This window comes from Microcoleus sp. T3_D1 (assembly GCF_036700405.1).
Classification (GTDB): domain Bacteria; phylum Cyanobacteriota; class Cyanobacteriia; order Cyanobacteriales; family Microcoleaceae; genus Microcoleus.
Genome location: NZ_JAUBOV010000047.1, coordinates 1 through 19532, shown reverse-complemented (window position 1 = coordinate 19532; position 19532 = coordinate 1). Strand labels below are relative to the sequence as shown.

The 19532-nt window shown below is 45.5% G+C and carries 16 protein-coding genes; 10 read left to right on the top strand and 6 right to left on the bottom strand.

Going from position 1 to position 19532, the window contains the following annotated elements; translation table 11 throughout:
• The first annotated feature begins 3 nt into the window (after positions 1–3).
• Positions 4–1053 carry a calcium-binding protein gene (locus QT992_RS20655; protein ID WP_333314229.1) on the top strand — a complete coding sequence of 350 codons (1050 nt, stop codon included), beginning with the start codon at positions 4–6 and terminating at the stop codon, positions 1051–1053.
• 71 nt (positions 1054–1124) lie between these two features.
• The gene (locus QT992_RS20650) at positions 1125–2249 is read left to right on the top strand and encodes a calcium-binding protein (RefSeq protein WP_333337457.1); all 1125 of its coding nucleotides are present in this window, start codon (positions 1125–1127) and stop codon (positions 2247–2249) included.
• 106 nt (positions 2250–2355) lie between these two features.
• On the opposite strand, the gene QT992_RS20645 is transcribed toward QT992_RS20650, so the two are convergent.
• Positions 2356–2832: an ankyrin repeat domain-containing protein gene (locus QT992_RS20645; protein ID WP_333314227.1), complete on the bottom strand. Its 477-nt coding sequence runs from the start codon at positions 2830–2832 to the stop codon at positions 2356–2358.
• 39 nt (positions 2833–2871) lie between these two features.
• Here QT992_RS20645 and QT992_RS20640 point away from each other — a divergent pair, with 39 nt between their 5' ends.
• Positions 2872–4134, top strand: coding sequence for a lipid-A-disaccharide synthase (locus QT992_RS20640; protein WP_333337460.1), 1263 nt, complete (start codon positions 2872–2874; stop codon positions 4132–4134).
• A gap of 338 nt (positions 4135–4472) precedes the next feature.
• Here QT992_RS20640 and QT992_RS20635 read toward each other — a convergent pair whose 3' ends face one another.
• Together QT992_RS20635 and QT992_RS20630 are read right to left on the bottom strand one after the other, a co-directional pair.
• Positions 4473–4643 (bottom strand): YqaE/Pmp3 family membrane protein, encoded by a 171-nt coding sequence (locus QT992_RS20635; protein ID WP_333314223.1) that lies wholly within the window; start codon positions 4641–4643, stop codon positions 4473–4475.
• Between the two features lie 39 nt (positions 4644–4682).
• Entirely contained in the window at positions 4683–5627 is a 945-nt protein-coding gene (locus QT992_RS20630) for a fused MFS/spermidine synthase (RefSeq protein WP_333337463.1), read from the bottom strand.
• A 614-nt stretch (positions 5628–6241) separates the two neighbouring features.
• Between QT992_RS20630 and QT992_RS20625 the strand changes: the two genes are divergently transcribed.
• The 4 genes from QT992_RS20625 (at position 6242) to QT992_RS20610 (ending at position 11203) form a co-directional block, all read left to right on the top strand.
• Positions 6242–7312, top strand: coding sequence for an ATP-binding protein (locus QT992_RS20625; protein WP_333337465.1), 1071 nt, complete (start codon positions 6242–6244; stop codon positions 7310–7312).
• Positions 7313–7830: 518 nt separating this feature from the next.
• Entirely contained in the window at positions 7831–10392 is a 2562-nt protein-coding gene (gene priA / locus QT992_RS20620) for a primosomal protein N' (RefSeq protein ID WP_333337468.1), read from the top strand.
• 120 nt (positions 10393–10512) lie between these two features.
• A complete protein-coding gene (locus QT992_RS20615; protein ID WP_333310847.1) occupies positions 10513–10821 on the top strand; it encodes a type II toxin-antitoxin system HigB family toxin in 309 nt (102 codons plus the stop codon).
• Positions 10796–11203 carry a transcriptional regulator gene (locus QT992_RS20610; RefSeq protein ID WP_333310845.1) on the top strand — a complete coding sequence of 136 codons (408 nt, stop codon included), beginning with the start codon at positions 10796–10798 and terminating at the stop codon, positions 11201–11203. Before QT992_RS20615 ends, QT992_RS20610 begins: the two co-directional genes overlap by 26 nt.
• 2 nt (positions 11204–11205) lie before the next feature.
• Here QT992_RS20610 and QT992_RS20605 read toward each other — a convergent pair whose 3' ends face one another.
• The 3 genes from QT992_RS20605 to gltD form a co-directional block, all read right to left on the bottom strand.
• Positions 11206–13344: a tetratricopeptide repeat protein gene (locus QT992_RS20605; RefSeq protein WP_333377627.1), complete on the bottom strand. Its 2139-nt coding sequence runs from the start codon at positions 13342–13344 to the stop codon at positions 11206–11208.
• On the bottom strand, positions 13322–14689 hold the full coding sequence (locus QT992_RS20600) for a P-loop NTPase fold protein (RefSeq protein WP_333337473.1): 1368 nt from the start codon (positions 14687–14689) through the stop codon (positions 13322–13324). Before QT992_RS20600 ends, QT992_RS20605 begins: the two co-directional genes overlap by 23 nt.
• A gap of 473 nt (positions 14690–15162) precedes the next feature.
• Positions 15163–16647 (bottom strand): glutamate synthase small subunit, encoded by a 1485-nt coding sequence (gene gltD / locus QT992_RS20595; RefSeq protein WP_333337476.1) that lies wholly within the window; start codon positions 16645–16647, stop codon positions 15163–15165.
• Between the two features lie 183 nt (positions 16648–16830).
• Between gltD and QT992_RS20590 the strand changes: the two genes are divergently transcribed.
• The 3 genes from QT992_RS20590 to QT992_RS20580 all read left to right on the top strand — a co-directional run bounded on the left by QT992_RS20590 (position 16831) and on the right by QT992_RS20580 (position 19479).
• The gene (locus QT992_RS20590) at positions 16831–16995 is read left to right on the top strand and encodes a hypothetical protein (RefSeq protein WP_333337478.1); all 165 of its coding nucleotides are present in this window, start codon (positions 16831–16833) and stop codon (positions 16993–16995) included.
• Positions 16996–17167: 172 nt separating this feature from the next.
• Positions 17168–18199 (top strand): sulfate ABC transporter ATP-binding protein, encoded by a 1032-nt coding sequence (locus QT992_RS20585; protein ID WP_333337481.1) that lies wholly within the window; start codon positions 17168–17170, stop codon positions 18197–18199.
• Positions 18200–18414: 215 nt separating this feature from the next.
• On the top strand, positions 18415–19479 hold the full coding sequence (locus tag QT992_RS20580; RefSeq protein ID WP_333337484.1) for a CHASE domain-containing protein: 1065 nt from the start codon (positions 18415–18417) through the stop codon (positions 19477–19479).
• Positions 19480–19532: the final 53 nt, after the last annotated feature.

Sequence of the window (19532 nt, the reverse complement as noted above, 5' to 3'; positions counted from 1 at the left end):
ACTATGAATTACGATATCTTCGACGAACAATACTACCTTTCGCAATATCCGTGGCTGAAACCAGCCATTGATGCAGGCATCATCCAATCGGGAAGAGAACACTTTGAAAAATACGGTCAAGCCAGCGGCCTCACAAAAATATCGCGGTGCTTTGACGAAGATACATATCTAGCTCAAAATCAAGATATTGCACCCTTTGTTCGCACCGCCAACAACCAAAACCAACCTTTTGCTTCAGGTTTAGACCACTTTATCCAGTTTGGTTACGAAGAAGGTCGCACGCGAGTATCGCCTGACTACGACGAAGTTTTTTATTTAAAGCGCCACCCGGAAATAACTCCCTTCGTGCAGAACGGAATTTTTAAATCCGGCTTTCAACACTTTATCCAATTCGGAAAAACAGAAGGTAGGTACGGGACAAGTTTCTTTGAACCACGTTACTTGGGAGATAACCCAGATGTGGCGGCAGTTGTGGAGGCTGGAAGTTTAAAAACGGGTCGAGAACACTATCTAAATTTTGGGCAATTTGAGTCAAATCGATACGGATTTTTTACAGGAACCAACGGTAATGATATCGTCACGGGATTTACAGCGGGAAAAAATCAAATTATCGGACTGCAAGTAGCTTTCGCCGGCCCTAATCCACCTTTTGGGATTAATAAGAATAAGTATGACGCTTTGAAATTGGATGACATCACGAGAGAGCCTTTCCTGACTACCACTGAATTCGATACATTGATTGGCACTTCTGGCATTGATTACTTCGTACTCGGAGATGCTGTTCCCAACAACCGACGTAGTTTTATCAGCCGGGTAGATTTCTATACGGGCAGTGGGGAGGCCAGGATTGTCAATTTTGAAAAAGGAAAAGATTTTATTCAGTTGGTGGAAAGCTTTAATGAACTGAGTATATTTCCATCAGGGGCGGACTTATTAATTCAAAAATCTGGAGATACACTTGCCAGAATTCAGGGCGGATCAAATCTAACTCTGCAAACGATTGAGATGATAAATCCGTTTAGTCCTCCAGTCGGTCTCACTTTCCTCGGCTAGAAAACATAGAGTTTAAGTGAGATTTGACACTTGGAAAAAATCACCCGATCGGGTAATTGTCTCAGTTTCGGATGATTGATAAAGTCATAAACAGCTCATTAAAGTCGCCGCAACAAAAAATAGCTAGTTACGCAATTTTTGACGAAAAATACTACCTCGATCAATATCCTTGGGTCAAACCAGCCATTGATCCAGGAGTCATCAAATCGGGACTAGAACACTTTCAAAAATTTGGTGAAGCAGGCGGCTTAACCAAAGTATCGCGATATTTTGACGAAGCTACTTACCTCGCTGGCAACCCAGATATCGCTGCTTTAGTCCGCACCCCCAACAACCCAAATGCACCTTTTGCGACCGGACTAGACCACTTTATCCAATATGGTTACGAAGAAGGTCGCACGCGCGTATCGCCTGAGTATGACGAAGCGTTTTATGTAGCAAATAACCAACACTTGCAGCCGTTTATTCAGAATGGAACTTTTAAAAACGGCTACCAGCATTTCATTGAATTCGGTCTCAAAGACGGTCAGTTTGGAACTTCATTTTTTGAAACAGAATACTTAAACAAATACTCCGATGTTCTGCCGCTTGTCGCATCTGGAGCCTTGAAAACCGGTCGCGAACACTACTTCAAGTTCGGAACTTCCGATCCAAGCCGCTCTGCGACTTTTATCGGAACTTCCGGGAATGACATGATTGCCGGTGCTGGGGTGGGAAATACCGAATTAATGGGAGTTGAAGTAGGTTTAGGTACAGGTGGTGCCTTTTCCATCCCAGGTCGAAATTATGAAAGTGACTGCAGTAATGAATTCGATACTCTCACTGGCGGTAGCGGCCACGATAAATTCGTACTCGGAGACCTTATGCAAGGTACTGGTGGTAAGGGATACAGTTCCCCAACAAGGCTCTATATCGGGCCGGGTTTTGCTACAATTCGGAACTTTACCGAAGGTCAGGATAGCATTCAGCTAGCATCAGATATTTTTGTTGAGGGAAGTCCCTTAGATCAATTCTTGGTATTTCCCATCAACAACAATCGAGATTTAGCTATCCAGACGAACGGCTTGTCAGTATTAAGTCCCAATGGAGATTACGAAATTAGTAGATTTGACACGATCGCTGTTATTGAACGCGGCGGAAATCTTAAGTTGAATCTATTACCAGAATCTAGAGGTTCTCTATCTCTACTTGGCTAGAAATCTCGAAGCTATTCGGGATTTGCCTGATTGCTGCTGGGAAGTACGATAATTAATTGTACCCTCCAGAAACCGGATTTATCGAATCAACCCGGTTTCTAAGTTTTTAATGCCGATCGCGCGCTAGCTTCAAAACCTCAACCGCATCTTTGTGACCCTCCGAAGACGCCCAAATTAACGCAGTCCAAGTATTATTATCATACGCTTTGATATCAGCTCCTTTATCGATTAAAACTTCCACAACTTGAGTGCGCCCGCTGCCTGCAGCACTCATCAAAGCCGTCAAACCAAAATTAGTTTTAGCATTCACATCCGCTCCCGCCTCCAGCAAAAGCTGTACAATCTCGGTATGTCCGGCAGCAGCGGCACTCATTAACGCCGTCCACCCGTCATTATCTTGACTGTTGGGCCCGGCACCTGCAGCCAGCAATTTTTTGACGATCGCCGAATTGCCAGCCTCAGCCGCAGCCGTCAAAGCAGTCCCGCCTTCCTCATCTTTAGCATTGATATCTGCACACTGTTCGATCGCACTTTCTACAGCCGCAACATCACCCGTCTTGACGGCATCAATTAAATCTGTCATAAAATCTCCCTTCTTGCATCCTCTCAAATCTTAAATCCTATGGCAGTAGATATTTTAATCCTCTCCAACGGCCCCGGAGAATTGGCAACTTGGGTGCGTCCCGCCGTGCAAGCTTTGCGCGAGCAATTGGCAAACGCGGGCACTCAAGCGCGAATCTCTGTGGTGCTGTCCCCCTGTCCGCACGCCACCGGGAAAGAAGCGCAAATCGCTTGTTCCTACCCAGAAGTTGACAGAGTGCAAGCACCGGAGCATTTTTTTCCATTCTTATTGTCGGGCAAAACGGCTGAAAATTGGGATTGGTATGAAACAGGAGTTGTTTTGTTTTTAGGCGGCGATCAATTTTTTACAGTTGTTATTGGCAAAAGACTCAAATATCGCACTGTTATTTATGCTGAATGGGACGCGCGGTGGTATCGCTGGATTGATAAATTTGCGGCGATGAAACCAGAAGTTTTTGCTAAAATTCCCCAAAAATATGCTAAGAAATTTACAGTTGTCGGAGATTTGATAGCTGAAGTAGGGAACGGGAAATCGGGCAGGGCGGGCACGGGGGCACCGCCCCTACGGAAAATAGAATTAATTGGATTGTTGCCCGGTTCTAAAGCGGCTAAATTAGCTTTAGGTGTACCGTTATGTTTGTCGATCGCCCAATCTATCCATCGCCTCCGCCCTGAAACTCGCTTTGTAATTCCCGTTGCTCCTACCTTAGATGTGCAAACTCTAGCACGTTTTGCCGACCCCAAACAAAATCCTTGCCTGCATTTATTTGAGAACGCCAGCGCCGAACTTCATTTAACAGAACCGCCGTTTTTGGAGACAGCAAATAAGCTGCAAGTAGAACTTTGGACGCCGACACCCGCCTACGATTTGCTATCAGAATGCAGCTTATGTTTAACTACTGTGGGAGCGAATACTGCGGAATTGGGTTCCTTAGCTGTACCGATGATTGTTTTGATTCCGACGCAGCAATTGGATGCGATGAAAGCTTGGGACGGATTGCCGGGTTTGCTGGCAAATTTGCCGTTAGTCGGTTCAGTTTTTGCTACGGTGATTAATTGGCTAATCTGGCAATTGGGAAAGGGAAAGCTTTATGCTTGGCCGAATATTTGGGCACGGGAGGAGATTGTGCCGGAGTTAATTGGGAAGCTGGAACCAGAAGTAATTGCTCAATTGGCGATCGACTATTTGAGCCATCCTGATAAATTAGCACAGATGGGCGATCGTTTGCGTGCGGTGCGGGGAGAATCGGGGGCGGCGAAAAAAATTGCTGAATTGGTTTGTGAAGAAATTGAGGTGCAATAATCAATAAAACCTCGTAGGGGCGGGTTCACCAACAATCTCTGACTGTAATTCATAATCTAAATAAACCCGCCCCCGCCCAACAGTAAATATCAATCTGCATTATTCCCGTATTTTATAAATAAAATAGGAAATAATTTGATTTGTATCGTAGGGGCGGGTTCACCACAAATCTCTGACGGTAATTCACGATCTAAATAAACCCGCCCCCCCAACTCAATCTGCATTATTCCAGTATTTTATAAATAAAGGTTGATACAGGCTATTAGTTGGGTGGGGGCGGGTTTTTGAGATTGTCGGTTTGTGGCAATTATTGCAGGTTTACCCGCCCCTACAGGAGATTAACCTCGATCGTGCTTAGCAATTATCCAAATGGCGTGGATCGTACCCGGAAACAAGAAAAAACAGCTTAGAACCAGGTTGATCCAAAAATCTCTGCCCAGGCCGACCGTCATAAATACGCCCAGAGGGGGAACAAAAATTGCAGCGACTATGCGAATTAAATTGCCCATCTCAGTTACTCCAAACGAGTTTTCTCTTTCAATTTAACTTCACTGACCAACCGAACCTTTCCCGAAAAACTTAGGCGGTGCTGCCATAGTGTAAACTTCGGTTTCAGCGGCGATTACCTGTCGTAAGTGACCGGGAAGCTGCATCAACCCCAACAGTGTAATTCCGTCGAACATCCGCAACCCGCCTGTTGTTTTCTCGGCGAGTAATTTGTCAGTAGCTTCGGGATCTGGTCGCGTATTTATTTCTTGATTAGAAGCTATCGCAAAACCCCAAGGAGCTCCATAAGTAGAAATAAAGCTGGTGCAGGATTGAACATTGGAGAAAACAGATTTCAGGGTATTTACAATGCGAGCGTGCATTTTCATTTCTGCCGGAGAAACGGGGCCCGCTTGCACTACGAAATATCCGTTAGGTGACATTACGCTGCGAACTTTCTCAAAATACTCCTTGGTAAACAACTGGAAAGATGGGCCTTCTTCAATGGGATCGGACAAGTCAGAAATGACAATATCCCAATCATTGTCAGTTTTATCTAAATAGTCCAAAGCATCGCCGATTACTACTTCGCAGCGGGGGTCGTCAAAGGCATTTTGGTGCATTTCGGGCAGGTGTTCGCGGCAAGCTTCTACTACTTCGCCGTCAATGTCGATCATCACGACTTTTTCAACTGTTTTCCAGCGCAGCACTTCTCTAATTGTAGCTCCTTCTCCGCCGCCGAGAACGAGGACTTTTTTGGGTGAACCGTGACACATCATGGCTGGGTGCACCAGGGGTTCGTGGTACAGAAACTCGTCGCCTGTACAAGATTGCCACTTACCGTCCAAAACTAAGCCTTTCCCGTAGGTACCGGTTTGAACTACGTACATTTCTTGATAGGCAGTTTTTTTGTAAGCGAGCACGGCGATGACGCCGTGAACGTAAATATCCCAAGGGGTAATGTACTCGCTCATCCAAAAGTCTGCACGAACTTCGCTACCTGACATCAATTACTCTCCAAATATAAACTGCTGTGTCGATGTTGTCACAAGTAGTAGTTATTAGCACAAAATGGTGCGGGTGTGTGAGTACGATCGACACACTAAACTGAGATTTCTCAGCAATGGTATAGTGTGATTGCGTTCTGGGATAGAGCAAGTGCCTTGGTAGTTGAGATTGCTTGTGGGATCTCGCGCGCCCAGTCGAGATCACTTTTCCCGTCGCCCCCACTCCATCGCACTCACATTTAATATTTTCGCTTTGCATTGCCGGCGGGTTTTATACAAAAGTTGTCTGAATCGGGCAATTTTTCGCGCTGGGCCCGCCTTTATAAGTTTGCGATCGGCCTGCTTATTTATCAACAATCGGATGAAAACCACGCAAATGCGAGAGCCGAGAATAAAAGTAGCGATCGGTTTTAACCAGATTTGTTATTAATATGTTGACATTTTGAATGTATATTAGATAAGATTTTTAGATCGAGCCAATTAAAGGAAGTGTGGAATTTTTAGGACAAAATTGGCTAGGCGATGTGTGCCGCGATTCTAACTAGGTAAAGGGTGCAACTAAATTTCCTAATAAAACTGTTATGACACTATTTTTAGGTTCAAAATAATAGCCGATGGAACCAACAGACTGGGACAACCGAATCAAAGAGCTAGAAAAAGAAAATCGAATCCTGCGGGAAAAACTTGAAACTTCGGAAACCGAACGCAGCCAATTACAAGTCATTAATCACAAAAAAGAATCTTTGCTAAAAACACTCAGTGAGGAATTTAAAGATTCCGAAAATATTTTAAAAGCAAGAATCTCTACGCTAGAAAAAGCTCTCTTAAACCAGCAAACAACACAGATCAAATTGATCGAAGCCGAAAAAATGTCGGCTTTGGGCATTTTGGTAGCTGGTATTGCCCACGAAATCAACAATCCCGTCAACTTCATTTACGGCAATATTACCTATGTCAATGACTACGCTGGCGACCTTTTAAAATTGCTAGCAATGTACCAGGATAGGTATCCCGAAACAGATCCAGAGATTGAAGATTTTCTGGAAAAAATTGACATCGACTTTTTGCGCGAAGATTTGTTGAAAACTCTTTCCTCAATGAAAGTTGGCTCCGAGCGCATCCGCGAAATAGTCCTGACTTTACGCAACTTTGCGAGGGTAGATGAAGGTGAAAAGAAACCCGTTAACATTCACGAAGGAATTGACAGCACCTTGTTAATTTTGCAGCACTTAACTAAAGAAAAACCAGGTCATTCTGCTATTAATTTTATTAAAAACTATGGAGACTTGCCCAAGGTAGAGTGTTATGCGGGACAATTAAATCAGGTATTTATGAACATCATTAATAATGCTGTTGATGCCCTGCGGGAGCGAGAGCAAAAGTCTTCACTGGAGGAGATAGAAGCAAACCCTATCCAGATGACAATTACTACTTCTATTATTTCCCCAAACTGGGCCAGAATTAGCATCAAAGATAATGGTCTGGGAATGAATGAAGCTGTAAAAGCGAAAATTTTCGATCCGTTTTTTACCACAAAACAAGTTGGTCACGGGACGGGTTTGGGATTGTCAATTAGCTATCAGATTGTTGTGGACAAACACGGCGGGAGGTTGGAGTGCATATCCGCAATTGGAGAAGGGACTGAATTCGCGATCGAGATTCCGATCGCCAATTCCCGCAGCTAAGAGCGATCGATCGAGCTAAACTGAGGGATATTGACACTCAAGCGGGCTGAAGCCACTGAGATTCTGCTAACAGAATAGCTTTAGTTATTACTAAAGTCTGATTCTCGCTACGACCGCCAAACGCCGTCTACTTAGTCGCCCAAATCAAGTTTAGGTTTCTAGCTACTTTTGTCGTTTTGCTTTCCGAACCCATCGCCCTTGCCAAAATGCGGTACGCTCAACAACCTGCTATTACTTGCCCTTTACTGTCATACTGTCATCAAGTTTGCACTTGACCGTTGTTTCCAGGGGCGGGAATTTCTCCGCACTAGGATGTCTCTACACGTAGATGGTTGTTCTTACTCACTTCTGGATTATAATACAATATTTCAACAGAAATAGCAACAAAGACACGGGGACTTCCATCCCCGCGTCGCTTCCCACGAGCGGGCTAAAGCCGCGCTCGTTTCCCGCTTCCCGTATTGTTTCTATGAAAACTCCCTTTGACCGCAGATCCTCCTAGTTTGATGTGCAACCTTATGTCTACTGTCACTTTTGGTTTGTCAACCCCTATAGCGGCAGAGCCCGGGGCATCTTACGGTAGCAGCCAACCGCCACAGCGCCCCACCGTGCAAGCAGAGTGGATCGAGGTATTGGTGGACTCTCCTTTCAGGGTTGCGGGGGACTCGCCTGGGGAGGAAAATAAGTTATTTACCTATCGTTTACCTGCGGAACTTACCGTGCAACCAGGGGATATTTTGAGTGTACCCTTTGGCAGTCAACAGGTAGGGGCGATCGCGATTCGATTCATTTCTCAACTGCCGCCAGACTTAGATCCCACAAGGGTTAAAGATGTCGAAGATGTTGTCAGTGCGGGTTTTTTCCCGCCTAATTACTGGGAATTACTCGATCGCACTGCCACCTATTATTGCACACCTTTAATTCAAGTAATTAGAGCCTCACTGCCGCCCGGTTTGTTAAGCCGTTCCGTGCGCCGCATTCGCTTAATTAAAGACGCAATTTCTCCGAATGCCGAAACATTTCTCAATCCCGCAGCCAGTCAAATTTTGCAATTGCTGCAAGCTCAAAAAAACGGCGATTACACTTGGCAATACCTCCAGCGACAAGTCAAGGGAAGTTATCGGGGATTGAAAGATTTATTGAAACGCGGTTGGGTAGAAAGTTATTTAGAACCTCCCAATCCTCCCAAACCACAACTCAAACCGGCAGTGACATTAATTGCTAGTGCATTTGTCACAGATTTAACCAAGCGGCAACAAGAAGTATTGGAAGTTTTGCGGCGTGGCGGCGGTGAAATGTGGATGAATGATTTGTTGAGAATTTGCAGCGCGAGTTCTTCTGTTGTCAAAAATTTGGAGCAAAAAGGTAGTGTTGTTATCGATCAAAGGGAAGTGCTCAGGGGCGATCGCGGAATTTCTCAATTGCCCGATGCACCGAAGACTTTAACTCATTTTCAAGCTCAAGCCTTAGCGTTTATTAACTCTTTTTCGGGATTCCGTCAAGTGCTGCTGCACGGCGTTACAGGTTCCGGGAAAACCGAAGTGTATTTGCAGGCGATCGCCCCCATCTTAGCCAGCGGCAAATCCGCCCTCGTACTCGTTCCCGAAATCGGTTTGACGCCACAACTTACCGATCGATTCCGAGCCCGTTTTGGCGAGCAAATTTGCGTGTACCACAGCGCCCTATCCGACGGCGAACGTTACGATACATGGCGTCAGATGCTGACTGGAACGCCGCAAATTGTCATCGGCACGCGATCGGCCATTTTTGCGCCATTACCTCACCTCGGCTTAATTATCCTCGATGAAGAACACGACAGCAGCTTCAAACAAGACCAACCAGCCCCCTGCTACCACGCCCGCACCGTTGCCAAATGGCGCGCCGAATTAGAAAATTGTCCCTTAATTTTAGGTTCCGCAACGCCTGCTTTAGAGACTTTTGTCGGGACGCGCCGAGATTATTACTCGTTACCAAATATCCATTATTTATCATTGCCCGATCGCATTTATTCCCGACCGATGCCGCCTGTGGAAATAGTCGATATGCGCCAAGAATTGCGACAAGGAAACCGCTCAATTTTCAGCGCTTCCCTGCAAAACGCGCTGGAACAATTGCAAGCAAGACAACAGCAAGGTATCCTGTTTATTCACAGAAGAGGACACAGTACCTTTGTCTCTTGTCGGAGTTGCGGCTATGTGATGGAATGCCCGAATTGCGATGTTTCCCTGTCTTATCACCACGTCGGCGAAGGAACAGCAGAAATATTGCGGTGTCACTACTGCAACCACACGGAACGACACCCCCAAAACTGCCCGGATTGCAGTTCTCCTTACTTCAAAAACTTTGGCAGTGGCACTCAGCGAGTCGAACAGGAATTAACGAGATTGTTTCCTGAATTGCGGGCTATTCGGTTTGACAGCGATACGACTAGAAATAAGGGCGACCACCGCAGATTGTTAACGCAATTTGCTAATGGGGAAGCTGACATTTTGTTGGGTACGCAAATGCTGACGAAAGGGTTAGATTTAGCTGGAGTCACATTGGTGGGAGTTGTGTCTGCTGACGGGTTGCTAAACTTATCCGATTATCGGGCCAGCGAACGAGCTTTTCAAACATTAACTCAAGTCGCGGGACGTGCGGGCAGAGGCGACGATCCGGGGCGGGTAATTATTCAAACTTACACTCCCGAACATCGGGTTATTCAAGCAGTTAGGCGACACGAATATGCGGGTTTTGTGGAAACAGAATTAGCAGAAAGAGCGGCGCTGAATTATCCACCTTCGGGGCGGCTTGTATTGTTGCGATTGAGCAGTGCAGATGCGGCGGAAGTTGCGGTGACGGCGGTACAATTGGCGTCTGTTTGTCAGGAGTATATTGAGCGATTGTCTGTACCGGGGTGTGAATTGTTGGGGCCTGCACCTGCGGCGATTATGCGGGTGGCAAATCGCTATCGGTGGCAGATTTTGCTGAAGTTGCCTTTGGATGAGTCGGTGGATTTGTCGGATTTGATCGGATTGCGCGATCGCACGCCGCGTTCTGTTAGTTTAATTATTGATGTCGATCCGTTGAATTTTGGTTGATTGGTGGTGTAATCGTAGGGTGTGTCAGCTTCGACAATTGTATCAATAATCGAAAATCTCCAAGCTGACGCACCTTAAAAGCTATGATACTTATCAAGCAAGGAATAAAATAATTATCTAATGCGTGTCATCAGCCGAAAACCACTGAGAGAATTTTGGGAAAAACACCCCAATGCTGAACCAAGTCTATTAATATGGTATCAGCGTACTTCTGAGGCTGAATGGCAAAATTTTGTCGAGGTACGCCAAGTCTTTCCCTCCGCTGACTTAGTAGGTAATTTTACAGTCTTTAATATTGGTGGCAATAATTATCGGCTAATCTGTTTTATTGATTATGAATACCAAATAGTATTCGTCCGCAGTGTATTAATTCATTCAGAATACGACAAGGAGAATTGGAAAAATGACGATTGGTTTGAAAACTCCTAGTAGCGATTACATTGAGTTAATCGTAGCTTTTCCCCCGCGCCCGATTAGTTGTGAAGCTGAGTTAATTGCTACCCAAAATCGGATTAATTATATTTTGGATCGCCGAAAACTGACGCAAGATGACCGAGATTACTTAAATGTGCTCGGTATTCTTGTCTATGATTACGAACAAAAACATGAGCCAATGCCTGTGCTGAAGGGGATTAAATTGCTCAAGGCTTTGATGGTTGAAGCTGAGCTTTCAGAAAAAGACTTGGTTGATATTTTTGCTACTGAGTCTCTGGTGGCTGAGGTGTTGAATGGTAACAGGGAACTGACGGTGAGTCAAATTCAGAAATTAGCTGAGTTTTTCCACCTATCGCCTGCGGCATTTATTGAGTGAACTTAATCGGATTCCCACTCTCGCTCGATTCTTTCTAAGTCTTTCGCGGCTCCCAATTGTTGAAATATTTGATGGGCACTGTTGTAATGTTGTTGGGCAAGTTCTGGGTAGTTGCGCTGGCGGTAAAGCTGTGCTAAATCGTAGTTAGTCTCGGCAATATGCCAAGTCATTCCTAGTTCTTGCATTTTCACTAAAGCTTCTTGTAAAAGCGGTTCTGCTGCATCTAGGTTGCCTCTACCGAGTTCCGTTTCTCCCAGACAACCGATCGAAGTTGCCATACCAGAGCGATCGCCCAATTCTGTCATTAATTCCAAAGATTGGCGGTACAATCTCTCTGCTTCATCCCAATTGCCACGATTTCCCTCGATCTGTCCCAACAATGCCCAACTTGTTGCGATACCATAGCGATCGCCCAATTCTGTCATTAATTCCAAAGATTGCCGATACAATCTCTCTGCGTCATCCCAATTGCCGCGATTTCCCTCGATATATCCCAATACTCCCCACATAGTTGCCATACCAGACCGATCGCCCAATTCTGTCTCCACTTCCAAACATTGCCGATACAATCTCTCTGCTTCATCCCAATTGCCGCGATTTCCCTCGATATATCCCAATACTCCCCAACTTGTTGCCATACCATAGCGATCATTATATTCTGTCCTTAATTCCAAAGATTGGCGGTACAATCTCTCTGCTTCATCCCAATTGCCGCGATTTCGCTCGATCTCTCCCAATACTCCCGAAATTTTTGCCATACCATAGCGATCGCCCAATTCTGTCATTAATTCCAAAGATTGGCGGTACAATCTCTCTGCTTCATCCCAATTGCCCCGATTTCCCTCGATCTGTCCCAACAATGCCCAACTTGTTGCGATACCATAGCGATCGCCCAATTCTGTCATTAATTCCAAACATTGCCGGTACAAGCTCTCTGCTTCATCCCAATTGCCGCGATTTCCCTCGAGCTCTGCCAATAGTCCCCAACTACTTGCCATACCATAGCGATCGCCCAATGCGCTGAAAATCTGTAAAGCGTGTTGATAATAACGCTCAGCTTCAGTCAGATTCCCCATTTGCTGTGCCACCCATCCTAACTGCGGGTAGGTGCTAGCTTGAGAATAGATATCTCCAATTTCTTGTGCAATCTCTAAACCTTGCTGATAAAAAACAGTCGCCTGTTGCCAATCTCGCAAATCCTGACAGACATTCCCCAAATAATACAAAGCATTAGCTTCACCGCGACGGTTTCCCAGTGTGCGGCTAATTTCCAGCGATGCTTGATACTCACTCATTGCCGTCGAAAATTGTCCCTCTTGCTTGTAAGATTTACCCAATTCATTGTAAACTTCTGCTCGCAGCGATAAATTTTCCGCTCCCTTTGTCAACTCCAAAGCTTTTTCTAAATACTCCCTCGCTTTAACTGGCTTTCCTTGGCTGAGATAAGCAACTCCTAATTGATGTAAAATATTGCTACAAGCACTAGGATTTTTTTCCGATCCAGAATGACTCGGACTGTATTCCATCAACAAAGACTCTAAAAGTTCAATTCTTTCTTGCTTTTCAGGCGTTTGTAATGTACTAAAACTCCTTTCCGAGTCGAGAGTCCGAGCAAGGGCATCATCTCTAGTAGATTGAGTAGTTTTAAACAGAAATACGCCCGATTTCCACGCCCAAAAATCAGGTGCAAACTTCGCCAAACGAGTAATCGCATAGTCCGGCAAAACAAAGAGGATCGGATGGGGAACGCTGGTTTTATAAGCATCTCGTACCCAATTAAGGTCTTGTAATACCGGAGGATATTCGTCAAATTTGCCTATCGACTTTTCCAATCCCCGCACAATTAAAACTAATTTTTTATTTGGCTCTCGCTTAATAGTAGGTAAAATCTTGATAATTTCATCTCGGAGAAAACGCAAATTCTCATCAAAACTCACAACTTCAAATTGAGTTTCTTGAGAAATCGGATGATTTTTCAATACCTCAATTAGCAAATCAGCTTCCGCATTAAAATTAACTTCTGCAAACCCGATAGTCAAATCTTCCGAAAAATCAACAAACGTCAAAAGTTGAGTAAATGCTTGCTGATTGACAGCTAAAAATCGCCCAATTTGTGAATTACGATCGTTCTGGGTTGACATTGGATTCTCTGGCATCTCGGAGAGCTTTTTGGAATTCTTCATTTTGCTTCACCACCGGATTCGGATAGTTCCATCGATTTCTGCCGTTGTATTCCAAAACCGAAAGATTGAATAACATCAATTCACTGATTTCATCTTTATTAATATTTTTTGTCAAACAAACTTGAGCTAAAAGTGGATAATGACTTTGCGGGATAATCCGTTCAAAATTAAATTGTTCTTGTTTGATTGCATAGGTAACATCTTCAGCCATTATTTTATCGTGACCGCGACCTCTAGCTGTTATGGAAGCAGTTCGCATAATCTGGATGAGTTGGCGAACATGACCGCCGCTGGCTTTTGCCACTTCCAGCAATTGTTCGCGAGACTCAAAGATTGTGTCAACTTCAACTCGGCGTTCGATTAAACTAGCCATAGCATTTAAGCTAAGTTCATTGTAGTTTAAGTCACAGCTATCTCGATTAAATTCATAAATATTGACCATCGGGACAATGTGAGGACAGTCAAAATTCTTGACGGCATTTTGAGACGAGTACAGAGCTCCCAGCGGAACTGTATAAATCATCGTACAGTTCAGTTCTTGAAGTTGAGCGGCATAGTCAAAAAATAAATGGTTTGCCACCTTGGGAGGAACGCGGTCTAAATTATCAAATATAATTAAAAAACCTTTATAGTTAGGAAACTTTTTACGCAGCTTTTTGAGAGCATCATTTAACAGCAAGTTGATATCGGCTTTCAATCGAGAGATATCTTTTTCTAAAGTTTGGCGAATTGTTTTTTTCTGCTTATCAGAACCTTTGATTTGTGCCAGTAACTTGACCAACAACTTCGCTAAAAATGGAGCTTCCGGCCCCAAAGTTGCTTCTCCTTCGATGCTGATGGAACTTTCAACGGTTCGTTCTGTTTCTTCGGTGACATCCTTAAACCAAGCCTCAAAATTATCCATCAGCCGAGAATCTAATTTCAGCCCCAGCCGGCGCATTTCAAACTCAACTCGCTTAATGGCAATTAAATAGAAATCTGTATAACCGACATCATTAATATCTGTCTCTTCGTTGACTTCCAGATAAATGACGCGATAATCTTTTTCCCACTCTTTTTGAATTCGCTTCAATTCGGTACTTTTGCCACAGCCGCGATGTCCGGTAAACAGGATTGTGGTAAACTGTTCGGGTTCTTGACAGTCTAAAATATTACTGACACCTGCGATCGCTTCGGTTTTGCGAACATCCGATAAATCAACATAATAGCGATCGAGATCTGCACCTTCTAAGGATTGGAGAGGATTACAGACTTGATAGGCAGTTTTGAGGGTAGTGGCGCGGTTGATAGGATTAGTGGTCATAAGTTTTTAATTTAGTATATTTGTTGCAGGAAACCTGAACAATGTATCAAAGTTAAGTTGTTTATGTACTTGGATTGTAGCAAAATAGGTCCGCACTCAGGACTTTAGCCCTGAGAAAAGAAAGGACGGAATTCCTTACTACAAACTAATGGGTAATATACCAGTTTTCAGTCGAGTGAAGTACAGATTCAACGGTAGGGAAACGGCACGGCGCCGTGTCCTCGATCCTGTCAACAAGGGCGTTAAACCCGCAGTCCGGCAGGGGTTGAAACCCCTGCCTCAAAGCAAAAGTCCTCTTAAGAGGACTGAGAAAAAGACTGGTAAACCGATTAGTCCTCTTCAGAGGACTTTCGCTATTAGACAGGGAATTCATTCCCTGGCGGACTGCCGGGTAGGCGCGAGGACTGGCGGACGAAAAGCTTAAGTTGACACCAATGGGCACGGCGCCGTGTCCCTACTGTAAATCCTACCAACTAAGGCAAATCAGTGCTCCCCATCAGATAAAGGTCGCACTCCCGGGCCACGCCCCGCCCTTCATTAATCGCCCAAACAACCAAACTCTGACCCCGGCGACAGTCTCCAGCCGCGAAAACTCCTGGAATGCTGGTTGTATATTTTTCGTGCTCGGCTTTCACGTTGCTGCGGGCGTCGCGTTCCAATCCCAGGGCATCCAGCAAGGGCTGTTCCGGGCCGAGGAAGCCCATCGCTAGCAACACAAGCTGTGCGGGCAACACTTTTTCGGTGCCTGGGATGTGGTTCGGAATGAACTGCCCTTTCTCGTTTTTCGCCCACTCCACCTCAACGGTGTGCACAGCTTTGACATTGCCGTTTTCGTCGCCCTCGAACTTTGTCGCCGTGGTGAGATAGCCGCGGGGGTCGTCGCCGAATTTGGCTGCTGCTTCTTCTTGGCCGTAGTCGAGACGGTAGACTTTTGGCCATTCCGGCCAGGGATTGTTGGCCGCCCGTTCTGAGGGCGGTTTGGGGAGGATTTCTAGCTGTACGAGGCTTTTGCAGCCGTGGCGGATGGAGGTGCCCACGCAGTCGGTGCCGGTGTCGCCGCCGCCGATGATCGCGATATCTTTGCCTTCGGCGGAGATGAAGTTATCGTTGGTGCTCTTGTCTAAAACTGCTTTGGTGTTCGCAGTCAGAAAGTCCATTGCGAAGTGGATGCCTTTTAATTCCCGGCCGGGGATGCCCAAGTCGCGGGGTTTGGTGGCGCCGGTACAGAGCACAACGGAGTCGTATTCTTTTAGCAGTTGTTCTGCTGGCAAGTCTTTGCCGACTTCGGTGTTGCAGACGAATGTCACGCCTTCGTCTTCGAGGACTTTCAGGCGGCGCATTACGACTTGTTCTTTGTCTAGCTTCATGTTGGGGATGCCATACATTAGCAGCCCGCCTGGTCGATCGGCTCTTTCGTATACAGTTACCCAATGACCGGCTTTGTTGAGTTGCGCGGCGGCGGACAAACCGGCGGGCCCGGAACCGATGACGGCGATTTTTTTGCCGGTGCGTTTGGCGGGTGGTTCGGCAGTAACCCAGCCTTCATCCCAGCCTTTGTCGATAATTGCGGCTTCGATGTTTTTAATCGTCACCGGCGGGTTGGTGATGCCGAGCACGCAAGCGCCTTCGCAGGGTGCGGGACAGACGCGGCCGGTGAATTCAGGGAAGTTGTTGGTTTTGTGGAGTCTGTCTAGGGCTTCTTTCCACAGTCCGCGATATACTAGGTCGTTCCATTCGGGGATGAGGTTGTTAATCGGGCAGCCGCTTGCCATGCCGCTGATAATTGTACCCGTGTGGCAAAACGGAATGCCGCAGTCCATGCAGCGCGCCCCTTGGGTGCGGAGTTTGTCCTCATCCATTGGCAGGTGAAATTCGTCCCAGTTGTGGACTCTCTCGACTGGTGAGAGTTCGGAGGGCAATTCGCGCAAGAATTCGATAAAGCCTGTTGGTTTTCCCATAGTGGTGTTCTGGTTAGAATTTACTATTCTGGTAGTTTGTCAAAGCTGAAGCCTGTATGCTTATGAACTAACTATTGTCATATAAATTGTGGGCGATCGCACCTCAGATTGAGCAATTTGTACATGAAATCTTTAATATCGCCGGGAGTCGGGGAATTGTCGGCAGCGGTAAAATATAGATAGATGGACAGCAAAGAAACCGGGTTTTTTACGGGGATTAAAGGTTTTAAAGGTTTTGATGCAGTATTTTCGTCCATCAAACCCGGTTTCTACGTAATTTCAGCATGGCTTATTCTGGGACGATCGCATTTACCGATAATCCCACATCTGGAAACCCTCGCGGGTTAACTCGGACGACCCGCCAGCGTCAACTTTCAAGCGCCGTCCCCATCAGCAGGGCTCGAAATACAATACAAAAAGTTACAGGCCTTGCCAAATATTAATTTCAGGATATACTACTGTAAATCGGTCAGATATATGGAGTTAATACCGTCAACTCCTAAAATAGGTACACAAAGTCATGAGCATTACAATTGAGAACGTATCGAAACACTTCGGCTCCTTCCACGCCATTGACAACGTGAATTTGGAAATTAAAAGGGGCTCTTTAGTCGCGCTGTTGGGGCCTTCGGGTTCCGGGAAATCGACTCTGCTGAGGATGATCGCGGGGCTAGAGCCGCCGGACAGCGGTCAGATTTACCTGACGGGTGAAAATGCTACTCATCAGTCGGTGCAGGAACGTCATATCGGTTTTGTGTTTCAGCACTACGCTTTGTTCAAACACATGAGTATTCGGAAAAATATTGCTTTTGCGATGGAAATTCGCAAAGTTCCTAAAGACTCTATTCGCAGGCGGGTGGATGAACTTTTGGATTTAGTGCAGTTGACAGGTTTGGGCGATCGCTATCCTTCGCAACTTTCCGGGGGCCAGCGGCAGCGGGTGGCTTTGGCCAGAGCTCTCGCAGTTCAACCGAAAGTGCTGCTGCTAGACGAACCTTTTGGAGCATTAGATGCTAAAGTCCGCAAAGAATTGCGATCGTGGCTGCACAACCTTCACAAAGAAGTTAACATCACCACAGTTTTTGTGACTCACGACCAAGAAGAAGCTATGGAAGTAGCCGATGAAATTGTGGTGATGAACCAAGGTAGAGTCGAACAAGTTGGCACTCCTGCTGAAATTTACGACAAACCGGCATCAGCTTTTGTGATGAGTTTTATTGGGCCTGTCAATGTGCTGTCCAATGCTGCGGGTTTGTTCGCGAGCAACGGTACAACGCCTCAAAATAATGGAGCCGCTCATTGTGAATTAGTATTTTGGCGTCCCCATGACGTGAAAATTCAAACTAAGCCGGAGTCGGGTTTTGCCTTAGCAAAAGTCAGCCGCATCATTCATTTAGGACGGGAAATTCAAACCCAGTTAGTATTAGAATCGGGTCAGGTAGTAACAGCTTACGTGAGTCGCGATCACTTCGACGATCTACAGCTAAAGCAATATCAGCAAGTTTACGTCAAGCCCAAACACGCGATGACTTTCCCTGCTTACTCAGTTTAAATCAGTGGCTGCATCTTACTCAAAATACTATCGGGGAGCTTCTAGACAAAACTGCTGCCACATCGTTACCAGGCTCGTGCCTGGTAATGCTGTCTCGTGGCTCTCAATCGGAGGCCGAGCCTCCTGAAATTCATTCCCAGGCAGAGCCTGGGAACGAGAAAAAGCTTCCCCCTGAAATTTTGAGTGGGAACGATAAAAAAAGGTCAGCGAAGAATATGAATGCTAACAAATTGTTGAACTTAGCAACTAGCACTTTACTTAGTTATCGCCGTTACATCCAGGCAGGATTAACACTTTGTGCAGGATTGGGGCTGTCTGCGATCGCCTCTTCAGTTGCGTACAATTGGGAATATAAATCCATGCAAGCCGAACTGCAAGACCGCCTGGACAAAATAGCTACAGACATTCAGAAAGATGTTAGCGGTAATTTAGAAATCATTCGGGCTGCGGGAGCATTTTACAGCGTATTTGACGGCGTTAAAAAACCAGAAATGAAGACATTTGTTGGGCCGGCCCTCTACCGCCATCCGAGCCTAAAGGCGATCGCTTGGCTGCCTAGTGTTTCTGACTCTCCGCAATTCCTGACAGAGGAAATAGATTTAAATTTAGATTTAACAGCCAATCGGCTAGCGTTAGAAAACGCCACAAAAAGACAAGAAATTACCGCGACCGATCGCCAAAAATGGTCGTCACAAAATCAACCCACAGTCTTCGTCTTCATGCCAATTTTTACTCAAAATTCTGCTGATGATGGCGCCGAATTTCAGCCAAATTTACCTCCTCGGTCACGAGAAAATTTGAAAGGTTTTACTTTTGGCGTTTTGCTGGTTGATGCTATTGTAAAATCGGCTTTACAGGAAACTAACCTCAACTTTGTTAACGTTTATCTTCAAGATGCTATGGCTCCTGAAACAGAAAGATTTCTTGCGTTTTATGAAGCCAAGACCAAAAGGATAATTACCGACGAAAATATCAAAAATCAACTCCAGCTTGGAGAAAGAGCTTACTGCCCAGACGGCAGCAGTTGCACCCGCATTATCAATATTGAAAATCGCAGGTGGTTGCTGCAACTACGGCTAACGCCAGAGTACATTAATCCTCTAAGATTTTGGCGTTCTTTGACTGTTTTAATATTTGGAACAATCTTAAGTTGGGCGGCGACACTTTATCTAATAAGCTTGTTGAATTATACCGACAAAATTGAGAAAATAGCAGCAGAGCGCAGGGCTAAATCTCAACAGCTAGAGCAAACATTGGGGAGCATAACACTTATGCGATGAGTAGAAATACTCACCAATACTATGTCCCTCATTAGTCCATAATTAAATATGTT

Bases quoted from the DNA above. Each gene is read 5' to 3' on its own strand.
- gltD (WP_333337476.1), bottom strand. From the start codon at position 16,647: ATGGGAAAACCAACAGGCTTTATCGAATTCTTGCGCGAATTGCCCTCC.
- QT992_RS20605 (WP_333377627.1), bottom strand. From the start codon at position 13,344: ATGTCAACCCAGAACGATCGTAATTCACAAATTGGGCGATTTTTAGCT.
- QT992_RS20590 (WP_333337478.1), top strand. From the start codon at position 16,831: ATGGACAGCAAAGAAACCGGGTTTTTTACGGGGATTAAAGGTTTTAAA.
- QT992_RS20650 (WP_333337457.1), top strand. From the start codon at position 1,125: ATGATTGATAAAGTCATAAACAGCTCATTAAAGTCGCCGCAACAAAAA.
- QT992_RS20655 (WP_333314229.1), top strand. From the start codon at position 4: ATGAATTACGATATCTTCGACGAACAATACTACCTTTCGCAATATCCG.
- QT992_RS20640 (WP_333337460.1), top strand. From the start codon at position 2,872: ATGGCAGTAGATATTTTAATCCTCTCCAACGGCCCCGGAGAATTGGCA.
- QT992_RS20615 (WP_333310847.1), top strand. From the start codon at position 10,513: ATGCGTGTCATCAGCCGAAAACCACTGAGAGAATTTTGGGAAAAACAC.
- QT992_RS20610 (WP_333310845.1), top strand. From the start codon at position 10,796: ATGACGATTGGTTTGAAAACTCCTAGTAGCGATTACATTGAGTTAATC.
- QT992_RS20645 (WP_333314227.1), bottom strand. From the start codon at position 2,832: ATGACAGATTTAATTGATGCCGTCAAGACGGGTGATGTTGCGGCTGTA.
- QT992_RS20585 (WP_333337481.1), top strand. From the start codon at position 17,168: ATGAGCATTACAATTGAGAACGTATCGAAACACTTCGGCTCCTTCCAC.
- priA (WP_333337468.1), top strand. From the start codon at position 7,831: ATGTCTACTGTCACTTTTGGTTTGTCAACCCCTATAGCGGCAGAGCCC.
- QT992_RS20600 (WP_333337473.1), bottom strand. From the start codon at position 14,689: ATGACCACTAATCCTATCAACCGCGCCACTACCCTCAAAACTGCCTAT.
- QT992_RS20630 (WP_333337463.1), bottom strand. From the start codon at position 5,627: ATGTCAGGTAGCGAAGTTCGTGCAGACTTTTGGATGAGCGAGTACATT.
- QT992_RS20635 (WP_333314223.1), bottom strand. From the start codon at position 4,643: ATGGGCAATTTAATTCGCATAGTCGCTGCAATTTTTGTTCCCCCTCTG.
- QT992_RS20580 (WP_333337484.1), top strand. From the start codon at position 18,415: ATGAATGCTAACAAATTGTTGAACTTAGCAACTAGCACTTTACTTAGT.
- QT992_RS20625 (WP_333337465.1), top strand. From the start codon at position 6,242: ATGGAACCAACAGACTGGGACAACCGAATCAAAGAGCTAGAAAAAGAA.